Below are 23,057 nucleotides of genomic sequence, written 5' to 3'. Positions count from 1 at the left end.
TATATTTTTATCAGCCTCATTTATTATCCGACACGCATTCAATACCTGTAGAAAATTTGTCTCGCCATGCAATCCTGCTTCTCCTCGCTAAATCGAGAAACAGCTAATTTGCAGTTTTCTGCCACGTACAAATTCCAATTCGGATCATCTTTGAGCAGCGCCTTATCTGCCAGCTTGGCAATGAATCGATTTCTGCTTCCATTTTCATAGTATTCAGAAACCACATCAGCGGCATGAAAAAAATCCGCCAATCCAGCTCCCGACTCTAGATATTGCAACTCCCTTAAACGAGTTTTTGTGATTTCATCCAGACAGGTCCATTTGTCTATTCCCGCTTCTTCTCCTGGACTGGTCGCATCATAGGCACCTTGGCAGGTCTTTTCTTTGTATGCCACCCATGCTCTTTGGGCTGTTAGAAGCATTTGTGCGTCTTCACGCTGAAGTTTGGACGCGAGGGTTCTATAAGCGCCATTCAATTGCTTATCTGACAACTCAAAGTTATTTCTGGCGCACGCCTCAAGTTCACGAGTTATTTTGCTGTTGCAAAGCGTGCTAGCCGCAGCAATACTCGAAAATACAAAAATAGCAAACATAATAAAAATACGCTTTATCATATATTCATCTCTAGCAGTTACAGTTCATTCCCTTTTCAAACAGGACCGCCTCATCTTCGCGGCGGGTGAGCAACCCTCCTTGTCCGCCTCCTGCCCAAAGTGCTTTCATCGCTCGCAACTGAATGGGTATGTCCGCTAGGTTGTCAACTGCGACATCGCGTCGAATCGCTCTCATATGTACCAAGGCTTTTTATGAGGCTTATCCTCCATCCCCGGGCCTCGATTGATTACGAGAAGAAGTGCGCCCGAGCATTGAGGGTGAAGATTTTCGGCACGGGGAAATGCCTTGACGGTCTGGCACGTAGCTATCTATGCCACTATCGATCAATGCATTAATTTGATCAATTTTCTAGTTGGCATTTTATTCATTTGTTTGACGTGAAATATCGTAAAACTTAATTTACCGTGAGCGGCTCCTTCGGAGGAACCGCAACCCATACGCCCCGAGCACCGCCATCTAGTCGATTAAGTATAAAAAGGCCACTCGATGTCTTTTGCGACACCATTTCGAGTAAATAAAATACCCCGTTGCTCTTATGACCTTTTAGCGAAATCTCTCCACTTCCCCCGAAATACGAATAATGACCAAAAACGCACGCATTAACCTCGTTGAGTGCATAATTTATAGAAAACTTATCCGCGATTTTGGCCACACCCGATAGGGAATTTGAGTTGACCAGATCTTTCGATAGACATCGGGCATCTCCACTGAAAACAATCGCCTGACTTTGAAGGTCAGCGATTATCGCGAATCCAAATCCATCCACCTTTGGAATCAATTCGTAACCAACAAGAGTCGCAAGGGATTTCCCGGTTCTGTCGAGAATGATGATTTTCTGGTTTTTCGTGTCCGAGACCCCGGCGACACTACATCTAACAAAACGAAAATCCCCATATTCCAATCCAGTCGGGTTAGAGCAGGCTGTGTGCTGTGTGCTTTTCAGCCAATCCTTTCCATCACTATAGGTAATCATGCCGTCTTCACTAATCGCAGCAGCAACGTCAAAACTGCCTAACTCCACTCTCCTGCAAGAAGAGCCAACTGAGCGCGTCTCGTCAACGGAGTCATAAAATGTTTTGTATATGCAATCGATATAGAGCCGACTTCCGACTCGGTCTATCGGTGCGACGATATGAAACTTGTTTCTCGATCCTTCTGAATCAATTTCAATGGCGAGCCCTCCGCCCACAAGCGGCACTATATTTGAAGAAAGCGAGGATTCGTTGACGATTAAATTTTCGTACTTCCCCAGAAATTTTCCGTCTTCAAAGATTTCGGCCTCACCAGCCTTATTTACCTTCGCAACCAGTATCTTGTCTGCGCCACTACCTCGCCCCAAGTCAGACGCAATCGTTTTTGTAGAAATCAACAATGGCATCGAAAAAATAAATGCACAGAACACTGACTTCAGCATCTTGTCCCCTCAAGAATTATTTTAAACTTAATCGCAAAACCGGCAATCTTATCGGCCTGATCCAAGCCGTTTATTATCCGCCGAGCGTTAACGTAGTCCTGTGTCGCTTCACTGATATAATTTGAGAGTCTTCTCCCAGTAAAAATCCCATTCTCCATACCATAGACAGTTGCCCATGCCGCGATTTCTGGCTCCAACATTCGGTCCGGATTGTTAGCCAAGTCGATGCCAATTACTTGCCCGATTGCCCGATAGTTATTTCTCCAAGTTACCTGAACGTATCCACGACCACGATATTTGTAACCATCCCCTTGATGTGCGTTCCCATTATCAAGCGCACGTTGTCGATGAGCTGCCGTATCGGCTAGAACAGGGTCGTACTTATTAAAATAGGGTATGGGACCACCTTCCGTAGTTGGCTCGAAATAAATAGTTTTATGCAGATTCGCATGGTATTTTTTTGTTTCCAAGCGAGCTGTTCCGAGCATGTAAGCGATATAGGCAATGTTGCACTCTCCATTTTTATATTTCTTGTAATAGTCGAGAATTCCTTGAATGAAAATTCGCAGATTATTTTTTGACGCGTCATCTAGCGGCTGCGTGCCTGCTTCAAATGCTACGTGCTCGGCTTCATAGGCCTGCAAAAATTTATCTATATCAATACAGCCACAGTTGCACATGAAATTCGCAACCAGCGCAATCGGATGAATGTGATGCACGGTCGCACTAACAGGAAACCCCGCAACCTTGCCCTTCACATCGTTCCACCATTGAAGCTCGTGGATGCGCTGCAACTCGACCAGCCAGTTATCTTTCGCGTTTCGCATCAGCGGCGTGATTGCGTTCCATCGCGACATGTCACCGCCCCATTCGCTTTCGTAGCGAAGGATCACACGTGACAATGCCTGCGCGAGCCACGGCGTACGCATGGCGGCCTGCATGGCCTTGCCCGTGACCTTGCCGGCCGGATTCTCTTTGGGCTTGCTACTGGCACCATAGCTCGGCGGGGGCGCCAGCTTTGCAATCGTCCGCTCCAGCTTCAGCAACAGCGGACTGCCATTGACTGCTGTGACCGACGGCTCGAATTCCGTCTGCTCCTTCCAGTCTGCAGAACCGGTGAGAACCAGATTGCGCCTAAAGGCATCCGCGAGATCGATACCCGTCGCGTCCACCTTCTCAAAGCCAGGCCACGCCCACGGACTCTGCCACTGCGTATCTGGATGCTTCTTTTCGCAGACCCAGCCCGAAGCCGGATGCCCGTCCGCGTCGCCAAATTTCACGCGCCACCATTGCGTCTTGGCATCATCCACAGCCTTTTCCCGCGCACTCAATCCATCGAGTTGACTGCGTGAATACACGAGCGTAAACGCGTTCGCCGGGTCAGCCACCTTTTGCAGGCTTAGCGGAAACTGAGTCCAGGCGGGTGTTGTCGCCGTTGCAGTCGCAAGTTTCTCCCGCTCAATCCAGACAGGCGCCCCCTCGGGCATAAGCAGGGTCGTGGTTGGGTCCTGATATCGCGGCTGCACCTTGATCCAGGGACCGCTTGCCGGACTATCCGGCGTCACGTCGGCGCGGTACAGGGGACGCCACTCACACAGCTTGCGATCCGCCGGAAGGACGTCCTTCACCAGTTTCGCGCCGGCATTTATCACGAGAAGTGGTAGCTGATCGGGGCGGAGAAACTGTGCCGCCCGCGCACGGCTTTTGTCGAGAAACGCGCTGAAGCTGTCGTCGGCAAATACTTCAAGGTGCAAAAGCTGGCGTTTCGGTACAGGTGGCAGCGGCGTCGCGCGCTCGTAATCGTGATACTCACCGATCTGCCCGAGCGGCGTTCCGGCCTTGACGAATACCGGTGCCGGCGGAATCACCACCTGACCCACCGGGTCCGGTTCCTTGATCCCCTTCAGGTTCGGCTTGTAGAGCCAGCCCCAGTCGTTCTCAGGCGTGACCTTTGCGTTATTGGTTTCGGTTTTCCACGGCACATTCTCGTCCTCACCCCCGAAATAGCCGCCATTGACCGGACTGGTCATATGACCCGCAGTGATGCGCTTGATGTGCACCCACTGGCCACGCGTCTCGCTGGCGATGATCTCGCTGCCCTCAGGCAGGAAACCAACCCGCTCACCCGCCGTGAAGCTTCCTGGCTTCTTGCCAGCCTTCGGCTCCGTCCAGACAAATGCGCCTGCCGCCCCGGTCGTGCCGTCCTTGGGCGCGGCCATCTGGCGATCCCTGCCCTGAACCCGAAACGCGTCAACGTTCAGCCACCACCACGGACGTTTCAGTTTCTCATCGGCCAGGTAGGTTGCCCAGTCCGCCGTGTGCATGTAGAGACTGTAGATATCGTGTGATTCGTCAGCGGGCTGTACGCCGGTGCTGTTGGGCGCAGGTGGCAGCGTCAACCTATGGCGTACCAGTACGAAACCGGTCGAGTACATGGCCCATTTGCCGTCCTTGAATTGCAGATGCGGATACGCGTCATCGATCTTGTAGGCGACGATGTACCCGTCCGCAATGCAGCGCACGCCGTCCTTGGTCCCGAACATGCCGACGCTGTTGTTCAGGTGGATACCGCCGTGCGGAAAGCCGTTGACTCCAAGGGGGAAAAAGCCGTCATCCATTCCGGCCAGTGCCTGATAAAAGGTCTGCGGGCTGGTCACCTCCTTGTAGTCCTTGTCCGGAAACGGATAGCGCCACGTTAGCGGCGTAGTCGCCGAAGTCGGCGCGGGCGGGGCTGATGCGGGCGTGGGAGGTGGTGCTGGATGCGGGTGAGTCTGTGCGGTCATGCTTGTAACGTGTCGTATTGGTTGTGGTTAGCAATCCGGAGTAAGACGTAACGATGTCATCCGGAGAATCGTGAACCGTGAGCGCCCGTATCCGGCAGATCGGTCGTGTAAGGCAGGGATTCCTTCCTCAACTGCGAGTCCGGCGAATTCCTCTGCCAGGACACCGCTTTCTCGATGTAGTCGCCCGGCGTGGCATTCGTGATGTTGCACGGCGTAATACGCAGGTAGGAACCGCCGGCGCCAATCCAGACCTCCTCCTTCGCCGAGAGCACAAGCCTGCCGTTCGTGCTGGTAATCGTGAGATCCTTAAGCGCTGACATGGCAAGCTCATCGCTTTGCGCCTGGATCTGGACCTTTCCGCACGCAGCAAACAGTTTTATTCCGAGCGTATGCGCGAAGAGCGAGAGTGCGCTTTCAGCCGCCATAACGATGCTCTTCAAGGCGCTGACGTTGAAACCCGATCCTGTCGTCACATTCACGTCCTTGCCCGCACTAACCGACACGCGATCAGACGTCGAAACAGCAACGCCCTTCGGCGAGGACAGCAGCACGACGGCCTCCTTCAACTCGTTCACGCTGTTCTTCAGCCATTCGTTTTCGGCCTTCAGATCGGCAATCTCGGCCTTGGCCGTGTTCGCCTGATCAGCGAGGCTCTGAGCCTGGATCTGTAGTGTCTGGAACTGCGTCATGGCTTCCGCCATGTCGGTCTGCTTGCCGTCCGCCTGTGGCTGCATATCGCTGCACAGCATCAGCCCGCCACCGGCACGCAGCACGCCGTGCTGATCAGTGCGCAGTTCAAAACCGCTGCCTCGGTGCTGACGTTTGCCGTTGACGATGTGGCCCAGGGTCAACTGGCTCTTTCCTGAATGCTCGGTCGAGAGCCTGACGTGCTCCTCACCTTCCCAGTCTTCAAGATCGAACTCGTTGCCACTCTGCGTATAAATGCGATTGCGCGACATCAGCCGATCCTGATTGGTAATCAGATCGACCTGATGGTTCGTGTGATGAAAAGCGCCGATATACGGCTTGTTCGGATCGCCATCGCGGAACTCGATGACGGCTTCCGTACCTTCCACTACAGGAAAGTGGAAGCCGGTCTGCAAGCCGCCTGCAAATGGTTTCGCAAGCCGCAGCGGCACACTCTCACCGCCGGCAGGCCACTCGCCATAGTCGCAGTCGAAGCGAACGACGTAATAGCCCTGCTGTGTCAGATAGGCATATTTGTACTTGCCCGGTGACGTGACACGGGCACTCAGCGTTCCCGCGATTTTTGGCCATTTGTGATCTTCGATTTTTAACCGGAAACGCCGGTCCGAAGGAATGGCCTTGTAGGTGTTGCGATAGGGCTGGGCGCGGCCGCCCGAGTGCGCGACTTCGATGATGACCTGACCGTGTGGTGCATCCGCCAAATTTTCGTCGGTCGTCAGGATGCGGCCGGGACGCAGTTCGCGCAGGTTGCTCTCGCCGGTGTAGACGACTTGCCAGGCGAGCGCAGCCTCATGGCGTAACTGCGCTTCCCACTGTGCGCCGGACTGGTCAAGATGGCCCGTGCCGTAGATATACGGCTGGCCGTAAGTCGTTTTGTCGCTTCGGGCGACGTTGGCTTCTGCCTTGATACGCTCCCAAGCCTGGTCAGGATTGTAGTCGGCGACGACATACGCCATGGGCACCATTTCGGTATCCATGCGCAGCGCTGATACGGATTCTTCGCCCGTCATCAGCCCCGAGATGGGCCGATGCAGGGACGCGAGTTTAGGCTGATACACATAGTGATCGATATCGTCGCCAAAGATGACGACATCACCGTGTTCGCCCTGGATGATGTAACTGTACATGCCCTCCTGCTGCATGAGCATGTTGACAAAATCCCAGTCTCCCTGCTGGTACTGAAACCTGAACGAATGCCTCGGGTATTGGCGACGCAGTTTGAAAATGAACTGATGCCCCTTCAGCTCGTTGCGGCGTAGGATCGCATCGATGATCTCGGGCGCACTGCTGTTCTGGTAGGTCTGCGTCGTGTGGGGATTCAGGCAGCCGATGTGCGCCTTGAGAACAAGCTCGTAGCTGCTGAGGTCCTTTGTCGTCTTCGTATGTGCGAAGCCTGTAATGCGCCCCCAGTACACGACCGGCTCGCCGCCATCGTCGGGCACGAGCCTGAACTTCGCCTCATGTCCCAGGATCACATCGCGCGTCAGCTTCTGCGGGCAAGCCGCGACGATATCAACGCGATAGGACTGCCCCATTTTTTCGACGGCACGGTATGACACCACCGAAATATCGCTGATCCTTTCCGCCCCGAACACCTCGATGAAATATTTCGCCTGGTCACTAGCCCCTGCGAGCTTCTTTGCATCCCGTTTAAGCTCGTCCCCATACTCAACTGTCGAACTCACAAAGTACTCCACAGTGACTGACCTGATCGCCGAAGCAGTAAACTAAACGTTTGAATCTGATCAGGTCAACCAAATATTTTTTGAGATAAAGTCGATGTCAATCTGAAGAGTGGAAAGCATGCTCGGCGATCGCACCAAGGGATGCACGGTCGATCGGAGTATTGAGCAATGAATCCGCTGTGCGCGAGCTGTTCGAACAACTCGGACATTTCGATCATCTGATCTATAGCGCGGGAGACGCGTTGCTTGCGAAGTATTTGACGCCGATGACGGAGGAAGGCACGAACGCCCTCCTCCTCGCCCCAGTCCGCCTTATCCTTTCGGCCAAATCAAACATTTTGCCTATAAGGTTGAAGTCAACCGCGGTGACCTCCCTTATAATTACCAAGCCGTCGGGAAACACCCAACGGCCGGGTTTGACAGCCCGTGGCAATAACCGCACACCCGCTCACGCGGGTCGTGCGTCTACCCCTGCACGTCTATATTTCAATGGGCGGGCCGTGGTGGGGGAGCCGCAAGGCTCGCCGGTTTGTTATTGCCCCGGTCTGTCAACCCTATTACGTGCCCGCTCACCCCTTCCCAAGCGAGTGTCGGGCGATCCGAGAAGTAACAGGGAGATCGCATCATGAGCAAGTCCACAAAAAATCAACCCGCTTCACGTCCGCCTGTCGACGCAATCCAGTACGAAAAGCTTGCCCTATCCGCCTTCGATTTATGCGACCGGCACCTGGCTCATCTGGATACCTTGATCACTCTTGCGTCTTCGATATGTAGGAATCCTTCCGTCACGCTTGAGGAAAGAAGACGTCGTCAGACACTCCTCGAATTGCTGGTGGACACGGCGGAGCAATATCAGCAGGAACTTGAATGCGACCGCGAGTTGTACAAGGTGATTGCGCTCGATGCGAAGGGTGTTCCGCAAAGCCGCATCACGGCACGCCATGCAGCGAGCCTGCTTGCAGAGGAGGTAGCACAACGAGCAGGAGCAGCCACCGCAGACGTGCAGCAGCACAAAATTCGATCGGCGGAAAGCGGCGCGGCATTGGGAGCCAACACCACGCAGCAACCAGTTGTCGCGCAAAACTAGGCGATCGAAAAAACAGCCGAGTGGTAAGGCGGCGCGTCCGAGTCCTTCGGCGATTCGTGCACTGAGACGGCTTTCGTCCAGACATCTACGACGACTTTACGCGCCGCCGCACAGATGCAACCGGCCCCGCCCTGCCCCAACGTTCTCTGGAGAAAAGCGATGAAACTCGCCAACTTCCGGGCCGGCAACTGTTACCTCACTCCCCCGGCACCCTCACCCATCCCTCCATCAGCACCCGTGCACTCCGGCTCATGATTGCTTTGGTGACCGTCCACTCCCCGCCTTCCTCTCTAGCCTCGGCGCCCACTCGCAGCGTCCCCGACGGATGGCCGAATCTCACCGCCTCGCGCGCCCCACCGCCAGCGGCGAGATTCACCAAGGTTCCCGAAATCGCAGCAGCCGTACCAATCGCAACCGCTGCCGTCCCCATCATCGCGTGATGCAGCTTGCCCATCGACATCGCGCGCACCAGCAGATCGACATCGCTCGCAGCAACACGCTTGCCGCTGGAAGCCACGTAGTCCGCAGGCTTGGCGACAAACGCAACCTTCGGCGTATGCTGCCGCGTTGCGATCTCATCGATGTTCTTGATCAGGCCCATACGCACAGCACCATGCGCGCGAATGGTTTCGAACATCGCGAGCGCCTTCTCGTCGCTATTGATCGCGTCCTGTAGTTCGGTGCCCTTATAACCGATCGCTTCCGCGTCCACGAAAATGGTCGGGATACCGGCGTTAATCATCGTCGCCTTCAGCGTGCCGACACCCGGCACCTCGAGGTCATCGACCAGATTCCCCGTCGGGAACATCGCGCCGCCGGCGCCGTCTTCTTCAGCAGCCGGGTCCATGAATTCGAGCTGAACTTCGGCAGCCGGAAACGTCACGCCATCGAGTTCAAAGTCGCCAGTTTCCTGCACAGCGCCATCGGTAATAGGCACATGGCCGATGATCGTCTTGCCGATATTCGCCTGCCAGATACGCACAACAGCCACGCCGTTCTGCGGAATCCGGCTCGCATCGACAAGACCCGCACTAATCGCAAACGGCCCCACCGCAGCAGAGAGATTTCCGCAATTGCCGCTCCAATCGACGAAAGCCTTATCGATGGAAACCTGCCCGAACAGATAGTCCACGTCATGATCCGGCTTGCTGCTCTTCGCGATGATGACCGTCTTGCTCGTGCTGGAAGTCGCGCCGCCCATACCGTCGATCTGCTTGCCATACGGGTCCGGGCTGCCAATCACACGCATCAGCAGTGCGTCACGCGCGGCGCCCGGCACCTGGGCCGCCTCCGGCAAATCCTGCAGCCGGAAGAACACGCCTTTGCTGGTGCCGCCGCGCATGTACGTCGCCGGAATCTTGATCTGAGGTTTGTGAGCCATGAAAGTAATGTCCTGATGAGAGAAGCTCAAAAGCCTTAAGCCGCGGCCTTCGTCGATTCAAGAAAGTCCTGTGCGAAGCGTTGCAACACGCCGCCGGCTTCATAGATCGATACCTCTTCCGCCGTATCCAGGCGGCACGTCACCGGTACCTCGACGCGCTCACCGTTCTTGCGATTAATCACGAGCGTGAGGTCGGCACGCGGTTTGCGTTCGCCGATTACGTCGAAGGTTTCAGTGCCGTCGATTGCGAGCGTGAGTCGATTCACACCAGGTTTGAATTCCAGCGGCAGCACGCCCATGCCGACCAGATTCGTGCGGTGAATCCGCTCGAACCCTTCCGCAACAATCGCTTCCGCGCCGGCAAGACGCACGCCCTTCGCCGCCCAGTCACGCGACGAACCTTGCCCGTAGTCGGCCCCGGCAATCACGATCAGCGGCTGCTTGCGCTCCATGTAGGTTTCGATTGCTTCCCACATACGCGTCACCTTGCCCTCCGGCTCGATGCGCGCCAACGACCCGGCCTTCACCTTGCCGTCTTCCAGCACCATCTCGTTCTTCAGCGTCGGATTCGCGAAGGTGGCACGCTGTGCGGTCAGGTGATCGCCACGGTGCGTTGCGTACGAATTGAAGTCCTCTTCCGGCAAGCCCATCTTGGCGAGGTACTCACCCGACGCGCTGTCCGCCAGAATCGCATTCGACGGCGACAGGTGGTCAGTCGTGATGTTGTCGCCCAGCACAGCCAGCGGACGCATGCCCGCAAGCGTGCGCTCACCAGCAAGCGCGCCCTCCCAATACGGCGGACGGCGGATATACGTGCTCATCGGACGCCAGTCGTACAACGGATCAGCCTTCTCACCGGTATCGACAGAGACCGCGAACATCGGCTCATACACCTTGCGGAACTGCTCCGGCTTCACGCTCGAAGCGACGATCGCGTCGATCTCTTCATCCGACGGCCAGATGTCTTTCAGCTTGATCTCGTTGCCGGCAGCGTCGACGCCCAGCACGTCCTTCTCGATGTCGAAGCGGATCGTGCCGGCAATCGCATACGCCACCACCAGCGGCGGCGAAGCGAGAAAGGCCTGCTTCGCATACGGATGGATACGGCCGTCGAAGTTACGGTTACCGGATAGCACCGCCGTCGCATACAGATCACGATCGACGATTTCCTTCTGGATCACCGGATCCAACGCACCCGACATGCCGTTGCACGACGTGCACGCATATGCGACCACGCCGAAGCCCAGTTGCTCGAGTTCCGGCAGGAGGCCCGCCTCTTCCAGATACAACGTGACCGCCTTCGACCCTGGCGCGAGCGAAGTCTTCGCCCACGGCTTGCGGGTGAGTCCACGTTGATTGGCGTTACGCGCCAGCAAACCGGCGGCGATCATGTTGCGCGGATTGTTGGTGTTCGTGCAGCTCGTGATCGCAGCGATGATCACCGCGCCGTCCGGCATCAGACCCGGCTCGTTCTCCACCTTGCCGCTGATGCCGCGCGCAGCCAGTTCGGAAACCGGCAAACGACGATGCGGATTCGACGGCCCCGCCAGCGTGCGCACCACGGTAGACAGATCGAACTTCAGCACGCGCTCATATTCGGCGTGCTTCAACGTATCGCCCCACAGGCCGGTTTCCTTTGCGTAGGTCTCGACCAGCTTGACGAGTTCGTCGTCGCGGCCGGTGAGCTTGAGGTACTTGATGGTCTGCTCATCGATGTAGAACATCGCCGCCGTCGCGCCGAATTCGGGCGCCATGTTGGCGATGGTCGCGCGATCGCCGAGCGTCAGGTTGGCCGTGCCTGCGCCGTAGAACTCGAGGTAGGCGCCTACCACTTTTTCTTTACGCAGGAATTCGGTCAGCGAGAGCACAACGTCGGTCGCCGTGATGCCCTCAGCCGGCTTGCCCGTGAGCTCCACACCGACGATATCCGGCAGCCGCATATAAGACGCGCGGCCCAGCATTACGCTTTCCGCTTCAAGACCACCCACGCCGATTGCGATCACACCGAGCGCATCCACCATCGGCGTATGCGAGTCGGTGCCGACCAGCGTATCGGGGAAAGCCACACCGTCTTTCACCTGCACCACCGGGCTCATGCGCTCGAGGTTTATCTGATGCAGGATGCCGTTGCCCGGCGGAATCACGTCGACGTTCTTGAACGCGCGCTTGGTCCAGTTGATAAAGTCGAAGCGGTCTTCATTGCGGCGATCTTCAATGGCGCGGTTCTTCGCGAACGCATCCGGATCGAAACCGCCGCACTCGACGGCAAGCGAGTGATCCACTACGAGCTGCGTCGGCACAACCGGGTTGACCATCGCGGGATCGCCGCCTTGTAACGCGATCGCATCGCGCAAACCGGCGAGGTCGACCAGAGCGGTCTGGCCGAGAATGTCATGACACACCACGCGCGCCGGGAACCACGGAAAATCCAGCTCGCGCTTGCGTTCGATAATCTGCTTGAGCGACGCCGTCAGTGTCACCGGATCGCAGCGGCGCACGAGGTTTTCGGCCAGCACGCGCGAGGTGTACGGCAGCTTGTCGTAGGCGCCGGGCTGGATTGCATCGACGGCGGCACGCGTGTCGAAGAAATCCAGTTGGGTGCCGGGAAGGCGTTTGCGATTGGCAGTATTCATGGCGTAGGGGACAAAACAAAAATGATCCGGGGACGATGGCGGCAGCCGTGCTTCACAATCCGCTGCCCCTCTTTCAGTCGGCGCTTCGTTGGCGTATCAATCGGACAGTCTGTGTAGTTTATAGCTTGCGATGGCGCGCCGGCTTGCAGTGTGTTTCGTTGATGCGCCGCACAACGTACCGCACGAAGCACTGCAATAAGCCCCGCAAAAAAAACAGCCTTGGCTCGGGGGTTCCAGCGAGCCAAGGCCCAAACTTCATTACGTCGCGCTCATGAGACGCAATGGAGGAGAAACGCTTGCGGCTTTGCGTTTACACGCTTAGACGCGTTTGGCCAGCGGCACGAACGGCAGATCGTCGGGACCAGTGTAATTCGCACTCGGACGGATGATCTTGTTGTCGATCCGTTGCTCGATGATGTGCGCGCTCCAGCCTGCGGTGCGTGCGATCACAAACAGCGGCGTGAACATCGCGGTCGGCACGCCCATCATGTGATACGAAACCGCGCTGAACCAGTCGAGATTCGGGAACATCTTTTTCGCGTCCGCCATCACCGACTCCAGACGTTCGGCGATGTTGAAGAGCTTGTTGTTGCCCGCTTCCTTCGACAGCTTCTTCGCGATTTCCTTGATGACCTTGTTGCGCGGGTCGGAAATCGTGTACACCGGGTGACCGAAACCGATCACCACTTCCTTGTTCTCGACGCGCTTGCGGATGTCGGCTTCGGCCTCATCCGGTGTCTGATAGCGCGACTGGATTTCGAATGCGACTTCGTTAGCGCCACCGTGCTTCGGGCCGCGCAGCGCACCGATTGCACCGGTAATCGCCGAGTAAATATCCGAGCCCGTACCGGCGATCACGCGACCCGTGAACGTCGACGCGTTGAACTCATGCTCGGCATACAGGTTCAGCGACACATGCATTGCATCAACCCATGCCTTCGACGGCTCCACACCGTGCAGCAGATGCAGGAAGTGACCGCCGATCGAATCGTCATCGGTTTCGACTTCGATGCGCTTGCCGTTGTGGGAGTAGTGATACCAGTACAGCAGCATCGAACCAAGCGAGGCCATCAGCTTGTCGGCGATGTCGCGTGCGCCCGGCAGGTTGTGATCGTCTTTCTCGGGCAACACGGTGCCGAGCACCGACACGCCGGTGCGCATCACATCCATCGGGTGCGCGGCAGCCGGAATCCATTCCAGCGCGGCTTTGACGTTCGCGGGCAGGCCACGCAACGCCTTGAGTTTGGTCTTGTACGCGGTGAGTTCAGCCTGCGTCGGCAGCCTTTCGTGGACCAGCAGATACGCGATCTCTTCGAATTCGCAGGCACCGGCGATGTCGAGAATGTCGTAGCCGCGGTAGTGCAGGTCGTTGCCGGTCTTGCCGACCGTGCAAAGGGCAGTGTTGCCAGCCGTCACGCCAGACAGGGCGACGGATTTCTTCGGTTTGAAGGCGCCTGCGTTCGGCGTGCTGTTATCGGCTTCACTCATAATTTCGTCTCCAACTGCGGGGTTGCGTTCGTGCGGCAATCAGCGCGCCGAGCTTGTCTTGCGGGGTTTCGATGCGGGAACCGGTGAAAACGGTGGCTATAACGCAAAGAATGGGCCATGCGGGAACGTACGCTGCTAAGTGCCTGATTTAACAAAAAATCATGTCCTGGCCATACCGGCATCTGATTTCATAAATGAAATTTCAGATTTCAAATTCGAAAACGAAAGGCGCATAATAGGCGGACTTCCTGCCCTTCCAGCCTCTTTCCAGACAACGAGCCCCGCCGTGAGCACGCCCCCCTTCGACCCCGCGCAGCGCCCTCGTATCTGGGCCGTCAGCATCAGCCGTCTGCGTGATCTGTTTTTCGACATTGCCGGCGAGTACGTCGAACGCGCCGATCTGCGCATCGTCGCGCATGGCTTCGAAGACGCCGTGCACGAGATCGACGCGGTCGGCGCCGGGCGTCCGGATGTCGTGATTGCCGGCGGCTCCAACGGCGCGTATCTGAAAACGCGCGTCAGCGTACCGGTCGTGCTGATCGGCCCAACCGGCTTCGACGTGATGCACGCGCTAGCGCGAGCACGGCGCGACGGCGCCAAAGTCGCACTCGTCACGCACGGCAACACGCCAGACGAAGTGCGGCGCTTCATCGCCGCGTACGGCATCGACGTGACATTTGCGTCGTATCAATCGGCGCAGGATGCGGAGAGTGTCGTTCTCGATCTGCGCGATCGCGGCATCCAGGCCGTGGTCGGCCCTGGGCTCATCGCTGATCTCGCGGCGAACGCCGGCATGGGCGCGGTGTTTCTGTATTCACGCGCCTCGGTACGCGCCGCGTTCGATACCGCACTCGAAGTCGCACAGGCCACCCGCCGCGAAACAGTTCGGCGTCAACGGCTCGACAATCTGCTGCAGCATCTGCGCGACGGCGTCGTCGCGCTCGATGCGCAAGGGCGCGTCGAAGCGATGAACCAGCGGCTTGCCAGCGTGCTCGGCATCGATGCAGCACAGGCAGTGGGCCGAGCGCTGCTCGATCTCGCGCCGGATCTCGCCGGCAGCTTGCCGGACGCGGACGGCGACACGTTCTGCACGGTGCGTGGTGCGAGCTACGTCGTGCATCGCGGGCCGCTCGCGAGCAGCAGCTCGGCGGCAGGCACCGTGCTGACGTTTCAGGAATCGCGCGCGGTCGAACGGCTCGACCGCACCTTGCGCTCGCGGCAACGCGTTCAACAGTTCAGCGCGCGTTATCAGCTTGGCGATATCGTCGGTGTATCCGATTCAATCGAACGGGTCCGTACGCTCGTGCAGCGCTACGCCAAATCGGACGCCACCGTGCTGATTCTTGGCGAAAGCGGCACAGGCAAGGAGATGGTCGCGCAGAGCATGCATCAGCTGAGCGCGAGGCGCGACTTCGCCTTCGTCGCTATCAATTGCGGCGCGTTTCCTGAGGCGTTGCTCGAGAGTGAGTTGTTCGGTTATGAGGAGGGTGCGTTCACCGGCGCACGCAAAGGCGGCAAGGCGGGGCTGATCGAAGTGGCGCACCGCGGCACGCTGTTTCTCGATGAAATCGCCGAAATGCCGCTGTCGTTGCAGAGCCGGCTGTTGCGCGTGCTGCAGGAACGTGAAGTCGTGCGGCTTGGCTCGACAGAGCCGACGCGAGTGGACATCCGGGTCGTCGCGGCGACGCATCGTGCGTTGACCGAGGGCATCGAGGTCGGCAGTTTTCGCGCCGATCTTTACTACCGGCTCAACATTCTGAGCATCGCACTGCCGCCGCTGCGTGAGCGGCCAAACGATCTGCTGCCGCTCGCGGTCGAACTGTTGCTGCAGGCGGCGTCGCGTGAGCCGAGACTGGCGGCTCGCTTGCCCGATGCGGATGCGGCGAAGCGCGTTCTCGCTAGTCTCAGCGAGCCGTTCAAGCGTTACACGTGGCCAGGCAACGTGCGTGAATTGCAGAACGTGATCGAGCGGATTGCGGTTGAACTGGCAGATGCGGATATGGGCACGGGCACGGATTCAAACAGCGCAGCAGAAACCGTCTTCACGCGCGAGGTTCTGCGCACCGTCGCACCTGAAATCTTCGATCAACCCCACACGCGCACGAAGAAAGCAGCGCTAACGTTACGCGAGCGCAGCCGTCACGTGGAAGCAGACGAAATCCGCGCCGCCCTCGCCGCCTGCGACGGCGATCGCGATGCGGTTTGCCAGGCGCTCGGCATCAGCAAGACGACGTTATGGCGGAAGCTGAACGCGGCGCAGTAGCCTGAACGACGCCACCGTGCTTCACAGCATTCTTCGCCGCATTCGCACCGGCGCGCGCGATGAACATGCTGGGCGTCATTCCGCAGCATCGCTTGAAATGGCGGCCAAAGTGGCTTTGATCGAAGAATCCCACCTCCGTGGCGACGACCGATCCCGGCACACCTTCGAGCAACAGAGTCTGCGCCCGCTGAATCCGCAACCCGCACAGATAGCGATAAGGCGACGAACCATACTGCTGACGAAACACCGTCGCAAAGCGCGACACGCTGAGCGCGGACAGCGCGGCCAGTTGCGCGAGCGTCACCGGCTCGTCGAAATGGGCTTCGATAAACGCCCGGGCGGCATTGAGGCTGATGGACTGTTTCATGACGTCGCGATAGTCGAGCGGGGCGCGGCTTGCTTCGCGAACCGGGTAACGGAAAACACGTCGAGGGGAATGTCCGTACGACCTGTATCGACGAGCTCGGCCAGCGTTTCGCCAACACCCGGACCGATCTGGAAACCTGAGCCGCAGAAACCGAACGCGTAGTAAAGACCGTCGACCTTGCTGCTCGGCCCGATCACCGGCTCACCGTCCGGCAGATAACTTTCCACGCCGCTCCACACGCGGATCACATGCAGCGGCGCCATCGCCGGCACGAGCCGCCGCAACTGCGCGACTTGCCGCACGGTATTGCTCGGTAGGACCGATGCGCGGCACGTCACGGCATCCGCCGGCCCAGCGGGACCGCCACCGAGAATGATATTGCCGCGCGGAATCTGGCGAAAATAGATGCTCTCTTCCTTGATCGATGTGAACACCCCCATCGACGACTTGAACACATACGGCACCGGCTCGGTCACGGCCATCTGCGGTCCGCTCGCGACAAGCGGAACGGGTTCGCCGAACTGTTCGGTGAGACGGCTCGCCCAGGCGCCCGCGCAGATCACGAGTTGCGCGGCCCAATACACGTCGCCGCGTGCGCTCTCCACGCGAAACCGGTCGCCGTCTTTTTCGACGCGCACGATCTCGGTGTTCTCGATCACCTGGGCGCCGAGCCGCGCGGCTGCACGACCAAACGCAGGTGCAGCGAGACGCGGATTGGCGTGGCCATCGAGTGGCGAAATCGATGCCGCCAGCACCTCGCGCCCGAGAAACGGAAAGCGCTGGAACATGGCGTCGCCGTGCAGCACCTTGAGGTCAAGACCATAAGCGCGGGCGTCGATCGCATATTGATCGAAGTTCTCCACGTCTTTCTGGTGGTAGCACACACGTGTGTGCCCCGACGCCAGAAACTCGATGTCCTCACCGAGCAGTTCCGTGGAGCGTTGCCATGTGCGCAGCGCGCGATTCGCCATCGCCAGTTGTGGCAACGCGCGACCCTGCCGCCGGATGCCGCCGAAGTTCACGCCACTCGCCTGTTGTCCCGTGAGCCCACGTTCGAGCAGGATCACCGAACGCTTACGCTGACGCAGGAAGAAGGCGGTCGTCGTTCCCATGATGCCGCCGCCGATCACGATCACGTCGGCTTCGATTGTAGTCGTCGTACTCATTCGCTCACCTCTTCGGTAAGCGCCACAGGTAGCGGTTTAACAGGCGCCTGGCCGCGCAGCCGTCCCACCGAGGACAACGGCACACAAGCCGCCGCCGCAATGATCTCAGCGCCCGCGTGACCGCAATAACGCCCCTGGCAGCGGCCCATGCCGACGCGCGAAAACGCCTTGGCGCGATTGGCTTCCTGCGCGCCGGTCGCGTGCACCACACGACGCAGTTCGCCCGCTGTAATCGCTTCACAACGGCAGACGATCGTTTCATCCGGCAAGGACGCGGCGAATTTCGCCGGCCACGGAAAGGCTTCGCGCAAGCCGGCGGCGAAGCGTGTGAAACGCGCGAGTTCGGCGCGCAACTGCTCGACGCCTCCAACATGCATGCCGTGATCGCGCAACGCCGCCAAAGCCGCGAGACGGCCCGAACGTTCGGCTGCGTCCGCACCCCGCACCCTTGCGCCGTCTCCCGCGAGGTAGACGCCCTTGATGCTGCTACGGCCGTCGTCGTCGATTTGCGGAAGCCATTGCTGCGTGTTGTCGTCAAACAGGAAGCGGCACCCCGCGAGATCCGCAAGCTGCGTCTCGGGACGCAGGTGATAACCGAGCGCAACGGCATCGCACGCCAGCGCCAGGCGTTCGCCGCCGGGCAACGCAACCACAACGCCGCTCACGCCCTCTTGCGGCGAGCCTTGAATCTCCAAAGGCTGCACGCCGCGATGAACCGGCACGCGAGCCTTTGCGAGCACACGCGTCAATGCAATCCCCTTCTTGAGCGCGGCGGGAATCGCCAGCAAACGCGGCAGCGCAGCCACATGCTGCATGAACGTCGACGTATCGAGCACGGCGGCCACCTGTGCGCCCGCCTTCACATATTGCGCGGCAACGAGATACAGCAGCGGGCCGCTGCCCATCATCACGATACGCGAGCCGATCGCACAGCCCTGCGATTTCAGCGCGACCTGCGCGCCGCCGAGGCTATACGTGCCGGCCTGGTGCCAGCCCTTGACCGGCATCAGCCGATCCGTCGCCCCGCTGCAAACGATCAGGGAATCGAACCTCAGCGTCTGGTAGCGCGTGCCGCTTGCCAGATGCACGGTGTTCGGCGAAATATTCCAGACCAGCGTTTCCGGCAGATAATCGATCTTGCCCTTCAGCGCATCGAAGCTTTCGTGCAGCGAAGCGGCGCGTTCAGCTTCGGTGCCGTACAAGGTCTCGTAGCTACGCGAAAACCCTTCCGGTTGCCGCCGATAGATCTGGCCACCGTCACGCCGCCCTTCATCGATGACCGTGGGCCGCAGCCCCGCTTCAACCAGCGCCTCTGCGGCGCGCACGCCCGCCGGCCCGGTGCCGATGATCACTACACGCGGGGCCATACACCCTCCGCGGCTTCGGCCAGCTTCGTCACGATCGACATGCCCGGCGCCGCAGGCGTGCTGCACGCCCGCATGCGTTCGCCTTGTGCGGTCCAGACCCAGCAATCCTGGCACGCGCCCATCAAACAGAAACCGGCGCGGCGGCCATCGCCGAATTCGGAATCGCGCAACGTGCTCACGCCGGTCAGCAAGGCAACCATCAAGGTGTCACCCTCGGCGGCTTCGCGCACGACACCGTCCACGGTAATCGGAAACGTCTTGCGCCCCGTCTCCGCGAGTCGCACAAATCGTCCGTTCATACCGGGGCCGCCTCTTCGGTCTGCAAGCGATTCAACTCGGCGGCCGGATGATGGCAAAGAATCTCCGCGCCCGAAGGCAATTTCTTAAGGGACGGCGGCGTCATATTGCACATTCCGTCGATACGCACTGGGCAGCGCGCGCGAAACGCGCACAACTCGGGAATATCCGCGCTCTCACCCATCGCCGGCAGCGTGGCACAACCGATCTCGCGGCGCGCATCGAGCCAGCCCGGTTTCAAAGCGGGCACCGAATCCACCAGCAATTCCGTGTACGGGTGATACGGCGGCGCCGCGAGCACGTCACGCTGCCCGGCTTCCACGCGATGCCCCGCGTACAACACGATCACTTCGTCGCAGATCGCCCGCACGGTCGAGATATCGTGGCTGATGAACATGTACGACACGCCGAGTTCGCGGCGCAATTCGGCCAGCAGGTCGAGAATCGCTGCGCCGACCACCGTATCGAGCGCGGAGGTCACTTCATCGCAGAGGATCAACGCGGGGTCGGCCGCAAGCGCGCGCGCCAGATTCACGCGCTGCTTCTGACCGCCGGACAGTCCGGCAGGCGTGCGCGTGGCAATCGAAGCCGGCAGCTTCACCAGATCGAGCAACTCCAGCATGCGTTTCTTCGCAGCCGAGCCACTCAGATGGTGATAGAACGCGAGCGGACGGCCCAGGATATCGGCGATCGAATGGCTCGGGTTCAGCGCCGTATCGGCGTTCTGAAACACGATCTGGATCTGACGATACTGCTCCGGTGTGCGACGCGACAGTTGTGCGGGCAATGGCTTGCCGTCGAACAACACTTCGCCGCCCGCACGGTCGACAAGACCGGCCACCACGCGCGCGAGCGTCGTCTTGCCGGAGCCGGATTCACCGATCACGCCGAGCGTGCTGCCGCGCGGGATCGACAAACTGACGTCGTCGAGCACGCGCACGGCGGGATTGCCGAAGCGATCGATACGTCCATAACCCGCCGAGAGTCCGCGAATTTCGAGCAGCGGCGGGATGTGTTTGCCGAGATTCTTCGGAGTCTCCAGCTCCGCTTCCGGACGGCGCGTAGCGGCAAGCAGTTGACGCGTATAAGTATCCACCGGCGCATCGAGCACTTGCGCGACCACGCCGTTCTCTTTCACCGCGCCGCCATTCAGCACGACGATGCGGTCTGCCATCTGCGCGACCACAGCCAGATCGTGCGACACGTACACGGCGGTCGTACCGAGTTCGCGGATCACTTTCTTGAAGGCCGCGAGCACTTCGATCTGCGTGGTGACATCGAGCGCGGTGGTCGGCTCGTCGAACACGACAACAGCCGGATCGGTGATCAACGCCATCGCGGCCATCAAACGCTGCAACTGGCCGCCGGACACCTGGTGCGGATAACGCTCGCCGATCGTCTCCGGCGCGGGCAGCGCCAACGCGCGAAACAGGTCGATCGCTTTCGCGCGCGCCGCGTCTTTCGTCATCAAGTGATGCAGCAATGCCGGCTCGGTCACCTGATCCATGATCGTGCGCGCCGGATTGAAGCCTGCCGACGCACTCTGCGCGACATACGCCACAGTCCGTGCCCGCAATGCGCGACGGCCCTTCGCATCGAGCGACAGGACATCCACCTCGCCGACGCGCACCGAGCCGCTGCTGATCGAACATCCTGCCCGCGCATAGCCGAGCAAGGACAACGCGATGGTCGTCTTGCCCGAGCCGGACTCGCCGATCAGCGCCAGCACCTCGCCCTTCTTCACCGAGAAATCGACGCCCTTGACGATCTCCGTCACCGGCCCCGGCGCGGCACCCGCGACAACCCGCAGGCCCTTCACTTCAATCATGTCCCGATCCGCCATCATGCACCTCCATGGCTACGGCCACGACGCCGCAAGTTGTCGATCAGCAGATTCATGCCGATGGTCAGCGTCGCAATCGCAACGGCCGGCATCAGAACGGCAGGCGCGCCCTCAGACAAACCGCCGATGTTCTCGCGCACGAGCGACCCCCAATCGGCATTCGGCGGCTGCACGCCAAGACCGAGGAAACTCAGCCCGCTCAGCAGCAGCACGATGAACACGAAGCGCAAACCGAAATCGGCAAGCATCGGATGAATCATGTTCGGCAGCACCTCGACACGTGCGATATAGAAGATGCCTTCGCCGCGCGCTCTCGCCACCTGCACGTACTCCAGCCCCATCAGGTTCACCGCGAGCGAGCGCGAAATACGGAATGCGCCGGGGATATAGGCCAAAGCGGCAACAGTCGTCAACATCGGGATCGACGAACCGAACGCCGCGATCACCACGAGCGCGAGCACCTTGCTCGGAATCGAAATCAGCGCGTCGAACAGACGGCTCAGGATTTCATCGACCCAGCGCCCGGACACCGCGGCGAGCAGACCGAAGAACGTGCCGATCAAACTGGCGAGCACGGCAGCGGCCAGCGCGAGGCCCATCGTATAGCGCGCGCCGTAGAGAATCCGGCTCAACATATCGCGGCCGAGATAGTCGGTGCCGAGCGGATAGGCCGCGCTATAGCGGCCAAAAATCTCCGTCGACGTCAGCGTTCCGCCTTTATACGGTGCAACCAGCGGCCCGATGAAGGCGACGATCAGCCAGAAAGTCACCAGCACGAGACCGATCAGGCCGAGCACGGAGAAGCGGTGCACCAGCCGTTTCAACACGCCCTGCTTAAGCGTTGCCGTTTCGACAACCGGCGTCTCGATGACGGGTTCATCGACGCCCAGGTCGTACAGCTCGGTAGTGGCGTGGGGAACATGAGGAACGTGGGGATTGGTAGGTTGGCTCATCATCGACGCAGCCTCGGATTGGATACGATTTGACACAGGTCGGCGATCAGCACCAACGCGAGGTACGCCGCGCAGAACACCATCACGCAGCCCTGCACGAGCGGCATGTCACGGTTGGTGACGGCATCCACCATCAGGCTCGCGAGGCCGGGATAGTTGAAGATCGATTCCACGATCACCACGCCGCCGAACAGATACGACAGGCTCAACGCCACCGCATTGGCAATCGGGCCGATGGTGTTGGGCAACACATGCCGCAACACTACACGGGCGGGCGACGCGCCCTTCAACACCGCCATTTCCACATACGACGAATTGAGCTGATCGAGCACCGCGGCTCGCGTCATGCGCGCCATCTGCGCGACGATCACGCAGCACAGCGTCATCACCGGCATCGCGTAGATGCGCAGCAGCGCGCCGAACGAATGGACCTCCGAGAGATACGACAGCGCCGGCAGCCAGCGCAGCTTGACGGCGAAGATCAGCACGGCGATGGTGGCGATCAGAAATTCCGGCACGGCCACTGTCGAGAGCGTAAGCACGTTGAGCGTGCGATCGAGCAGCGAACCGCGGAACATCGCTGACGAAATTCCGATCAGCAAGGCCACGGGCACCGAGACCAGCGCCGTCAGACCGGCCAGCACCAGCGAATTCGGCAGGCGCGTGGCGATCAGCTCGCTCACGGGCAGATTATTCGACAGCGAGGTGCCGAAGTTGCCGCTGACAATATGAAAAAGCCACTCGAAGTAGCGTTGCAGCGCCGGCTGGTCGAGCCCGAACTGATGCCGCAATGCCGCGACGGCTTCCGGCGTTGCCGCCTGGCCGAGCGCCTGTTGAGCGGCATCGCCGGGAAGCAGCCCGGTGATGGCGAACACGACCGCGGAGACCAGCAGTAGCGTAAGCAGCGCGAGGCCAAGGCGCGCGGCGATGAGTCGTTGCGCATGTGCTTTCATCGAAAGTCGGCTCCAAGGGTAAAGCCGCACGCCGCAAACAGGCGGCGTGCGTAT

16 protein-coding genes are annotated in these 23,057 nt (G+C 59.5%); 2 read left to right on the top strand and 14 right to left on the bottom strand.

What is annotated here, in order from left to right; translation table 11 throughout:
- Positions 1 to 38: 38 nt before the first annotated feature.
- The 4 genes from KHO30_RS24145 to KHO30_RS24130 form a co-directional block, all read right to left on the bottom strand.
- On the bottom strand, positions 39 to 614 hold the full coding sequence (locus tag KHO30_RS24145; RefSeq protein ID WP_200653306.1) for a lysozyme inhibitor LprI family protein: 576 nt from the start codon (positions 612 to 614) through the stop codon (positions 39 to 41).
- A gap of 395 nt (positions 615 to 1,009) precedes the next feature.
- A complete protein-coding gene (locus tag KHO30_RS24140; RefSeq protein ID WP_211702565.1) occupies positions 1,010 to 2,029 on the bottom strand; it encodes a hypothetical protein in 1,020 nt (339 codons plus the stop codon).
- Positions 2,023 to 4,812 (bottom strand): glycoside hydrolase family 19 protein, encoded by a 2,790-nt coding sequence (locus KHO30_RS24135; protein ID WP_244864120.1) that lies wholly within the window; start codon positions 4,810 to 4,812, stop codon positions 2,023 to 2,025. Before KHO30_RS24135 ends, KHO30_RS24140 begins: the two co-directional genes overlap by 7 nt.
- 56 nt (positions 4,813 to 4,868) lie before the next feature.
- Positions 4,869 to 7,205 (bottom strand): type VI secretion system Vgr family protein, encoded by a 2,337-nt coding sequence (locus KHO30_RS24130; protein WP_200651195.1) that lies wholly within the window; start codon positions 7,203 to 7,205, stop codon positions 4,869 to 4,871.
- Positions 7,206 to 7,830: 625 nt separating this feature from the next.
- On the opposite strand from KHO30_RS24130, the gene KHO30_RS24125 reads away from it, so the two are divergent.
- Positions 7,831 to 8,292, top strand: coding sequence for a hypothetical protein (locus tag KHO30_RS24125; RefSeq protein WP_200651196.1), 462 nt, complete (start codon positions 7,831 to 7,833; stop codon positions 8,290 to 8,292).
- Positions 8,293 to 8,488: 196 nt separating this feature from the next.
- Here KHO30_RS24125 and prpF read toward each other — a convergent pair whose 3' ends face one another.
- The 3 genes from prpF to prpC all read right to left on the bottom strand — a co-directional run bounded on the left by prpF (position 8,489) and on the right by prpC (position 13,794).
- Complete coding sequence (gene prpF / locus KHO30_RS24120; protein WP_200651197.1) at positions 8,489 to 9,673, bottom strand: 2-methylaconitate cis-trans isomerase PrpF; 1,185 nt, start codon at positions 9,671 to 9,673, stop codon at positions 8,489 to 8,491.
- Positions 9,674 to 9,708: 35 nt separating this feature from the next.
- Positions 9,709 to 12,306, bottom strand: a complete 2,598-nt coding sequence (gene acnD, locus KHO30_RS24115) for a Fe/S-dependent 2-methylisocitrate dehydratase AcnD (RefSeq protein WP_200651198.1) — start codon at positions 12,304 to 12,306, stop codon at positions 9,709 to 9,711.
- Between the two features lie 318 nt (positions 12,307 to 12,624).
- Positions 12,625 to 13,794, bottom strand: coding sequence for a bifunctional 2-methylcitrate synthase/citrate synthase (gene prpC, locus KHO30_RS24110; protein WP_200651199.1), 1,170 nt, complete (start codon positions 13,792 to 13,794; stop codon positions 12,625 to 12,627).
- A gap of 286 nt (positions 13,795 to 14,080) precedes the next feature.
- Between prpC and prpR the strand changes: the two genes are divergently transcribed.
- Entirely contained in the window at positions 14,081 to 16,057 is a 1,977-nt protein-coding gene (gene prpR / locus KHO30_RS24105; RefSeq protein WP_200651200.1) for a propionate catabolism operon regulatory protein PrpR, read from the top strand.
- Here the strand turns inward: prpR and KHO30_RS24100 are convergent.
- Genes KHO30_RS24100 through KHO30_RS24070 form a run of 7 tightly spaced genes read right to left on the bottom strand, consistent with a single transcriptional unit; the run spans position 16,014 to position 23,003 of the window.
- Entirely contained in the window at positions 16,014 to 16,424 is a 411-nt protein-coding gene (locus tag KHO30_RS24100) for a helix-turn-helix domain-containing protein (RefSeq protein WP_093641162.1), read from the bottom strand. The two genes, prpR and KHO30_RS24100, sit on opposite strands and share 44 nt — an antisense overlap.
- Positions 16,421 to 17,590: an NAD(P)/FAD-dependent oxidoreductase gene (locus KHO30_RS24095; protein WP_200651201.1), complete on the bottom strand. Its 1,170-nt coding sequence runs from the start codon at positions 17,588 to 17,590 to the stop codon at positions 16,421 to 16,423. The genes KHO30_RS24100 and KHO30_RS24095 overlap by 4 nt, the downstream gene beginning before the upstream one ends.
- Positions 17,587 to 18,957 carry an FAD/NAD(P)-dependent oxidoreductase gene (locus KHO30_RS24090; RefSeq protein WP_200651202.1) on the bottom strand — a complete coding sequence of 457 codons (1,371 nt, stop codon included), beginning with the start codon at positions 18,955 to 18,957 and terminating at the stop codon, positions 17,587 to 17,589. Before KHO30_RS24090 ends, KHO30_RS24095 begins: the two co-directional genes overlap by 4 nt.
- On the bottom strand, positions 18,942 to 19,256 hold the full coding sequence (locus KHO30_RS24085; protein ID WP_054039288.1) for a (2Fe-2S)-binding protein: 315 nt from the start codon (positions 19,254 to 19,256) through the stop codon (positions 18,942 to 18,944). Before KHO30_RS24085 ends, KHO30_RS24090 begins: the two co-directional genes overlap by 16 nt.
- On the bottom strand, positions 19,253 to 21,097 hold the full coding sequence (locus KHO30_RS24080) for an ABC transporter ATP-binding protein (protein WP_200619188.1): 1,845 nt from the start codon (positions 21,095 to 21,097) through the stop codon (positions 19,253 to 19,255). Before KHO30_RS24080 ends, KHO30_RS24085 begins: the two co-directional genes overlap by 4 nt.
- Positions 21,097 to 22,053, bottom strand: coding sequence for an ABC transporter permease (locus KHO30_RS24075; RefSeq protein WP_093641174.1), 957 nt, complete (start codon positions 22,051 to 22,053; stop codon positions 21,097 to 21,099). The genes KHO30_RS24080 and KHO30_RS24075 overlap by 1 nt, the downstream gene beginning before the upstream one ends.
- Complete coding sequence (locus KHO30_RS24070; RefSeq protein ID WP_093641177.1) at positions 22,050 to 23,003, bottom strand: ABC transporter permease; 954 nt, start codon at positions 23,001 to 23,003, stop codon at positions 22,050 to 22,052. Before KHO30_RS24070 ends, KHO30_RS24075 begins: the two co-directional genes overlap by 4 nt.
- Between the last annotated feature and the right edge of the window lie 54 nt (positions 23,004 to 23,057).

The organism is Paraburkholderia aspalathi (assembly GCF_905220735.1).
GTDB lineage: Bacteria > Pseudomonadota > Gammaproteobacteria > Burkholderiales > Burkholderiaceae > Paraburkholderia > Paraburkholderia aspalathi.
This window is presented reverse-complemented; position numbering and strand designations above follow the sequence as displayed.

What these genes read in the sequence shown, in the direction of transcription:
- KHO30_RS24145 (WP_200653306.1), bottom strand. Translation starts at nt 614, where the DNA reads ATGATAAAGCGTATTTTTATTATGTTTGCTATTTTTGTATTTTCGAGT.
- KHO30_RS24140 (WP_211702565.1), bottom strand. Translation starts at nt 2,029, where the DNA reads ATGCTGAAGTCAGTGTTCTGTGCATTTATTTTTTCGATGCCATTGTTG.
- KHO30_RS24135 (WP_244864120.1), bottom strand. Translation starts at nt 4,812, where the DNA reads ATGACCGCACAGACTCACCCGCATCCAGCACCACCTCCCACGCCCGCA.
- KHO30_RS24125 (WP_200651196.1), top strand. Translation starts at nt 7,831, where the DNA reads ATGAGCAAGTCCACAAAAAATCAACCCGCTTCACGTCCGCCTGTCGAC.
- prpF (WP_200651197.1), bottom strand. Translation starts at nt 9,673, where the DNA reads ATGGCTCACAAACCTCAGATCAAGATTCCGGCGACGTACATGCGCGGC.
- acnD (WP_200651198.1), bottom strand. Translation starts at nt 12,306, where the DNA reads ATGAATACTGCCAATCGCAAACGCCTTCCCGGCACCCAACTGGATTTC.
- prpC (WP_200651199.1), bottom strand. Translation starts at nt 13,794, where the DNA reads ATGAGTGAAGCCGATAACAGCACGCCGAACGCAGGCGCCTTCAAACCG.
- KHO30_RS24100 (WP_093641162.1), bottom strand. Translation starts at nt 16,424, where the DNA reads ATGAAACAGTCCATCAGCCTCAATGCCGCCCGGGCGTTTATCGAAGCC.
- KHO30_RS24095 (WP_200651201.1), bottom strand. Translation starts at nt 17,590, where the DNA reads ATGAGTACGACGACTACAATCGAAGCCGACGTGATCGTGATCGGCGGC.
- KHO30_RS24090 (WP_200651202.1), bottom strand. Translation starts at nt 18,957, where the DNA reads ATGGCCCCGCGTGTAGTGATCATCGGCACCGGGCCGGCGGGCGTGCGC.
- KHO30_RS24085 (WP_054039288.1), bottom strand. Translation starts at nt 19,256, where the DNA reads ATGAACGGACGATTTGTGCGACTCGCGGAGACGGGGCGCAAGACGTTT.
- KHO30_RS24080 (WP_200619188.1), bottom strand. Translation starts at nt 21,097, where the DNA reads ATGGCGGATCGGGACATGATTGAAGTGAAGGGCCTGCGGGTTGTCGCG.
- KHO30_RS24075 (WP_093641174.1), bottom strand. Translation starts at nt 22,053, where the DNA reads ATGATGAGCCAACCTACCAATCCCCACGTTCCTCATGTTCCCCACGCC.
- KHO30_RS24070 (WP_093641177.1), bottom strand. Translation starts at nt 23,003, where the DNA reads ATGAAAGCACATGCGCAACGACTCATCGCCGCGCGCCTTGGCCTCGCG.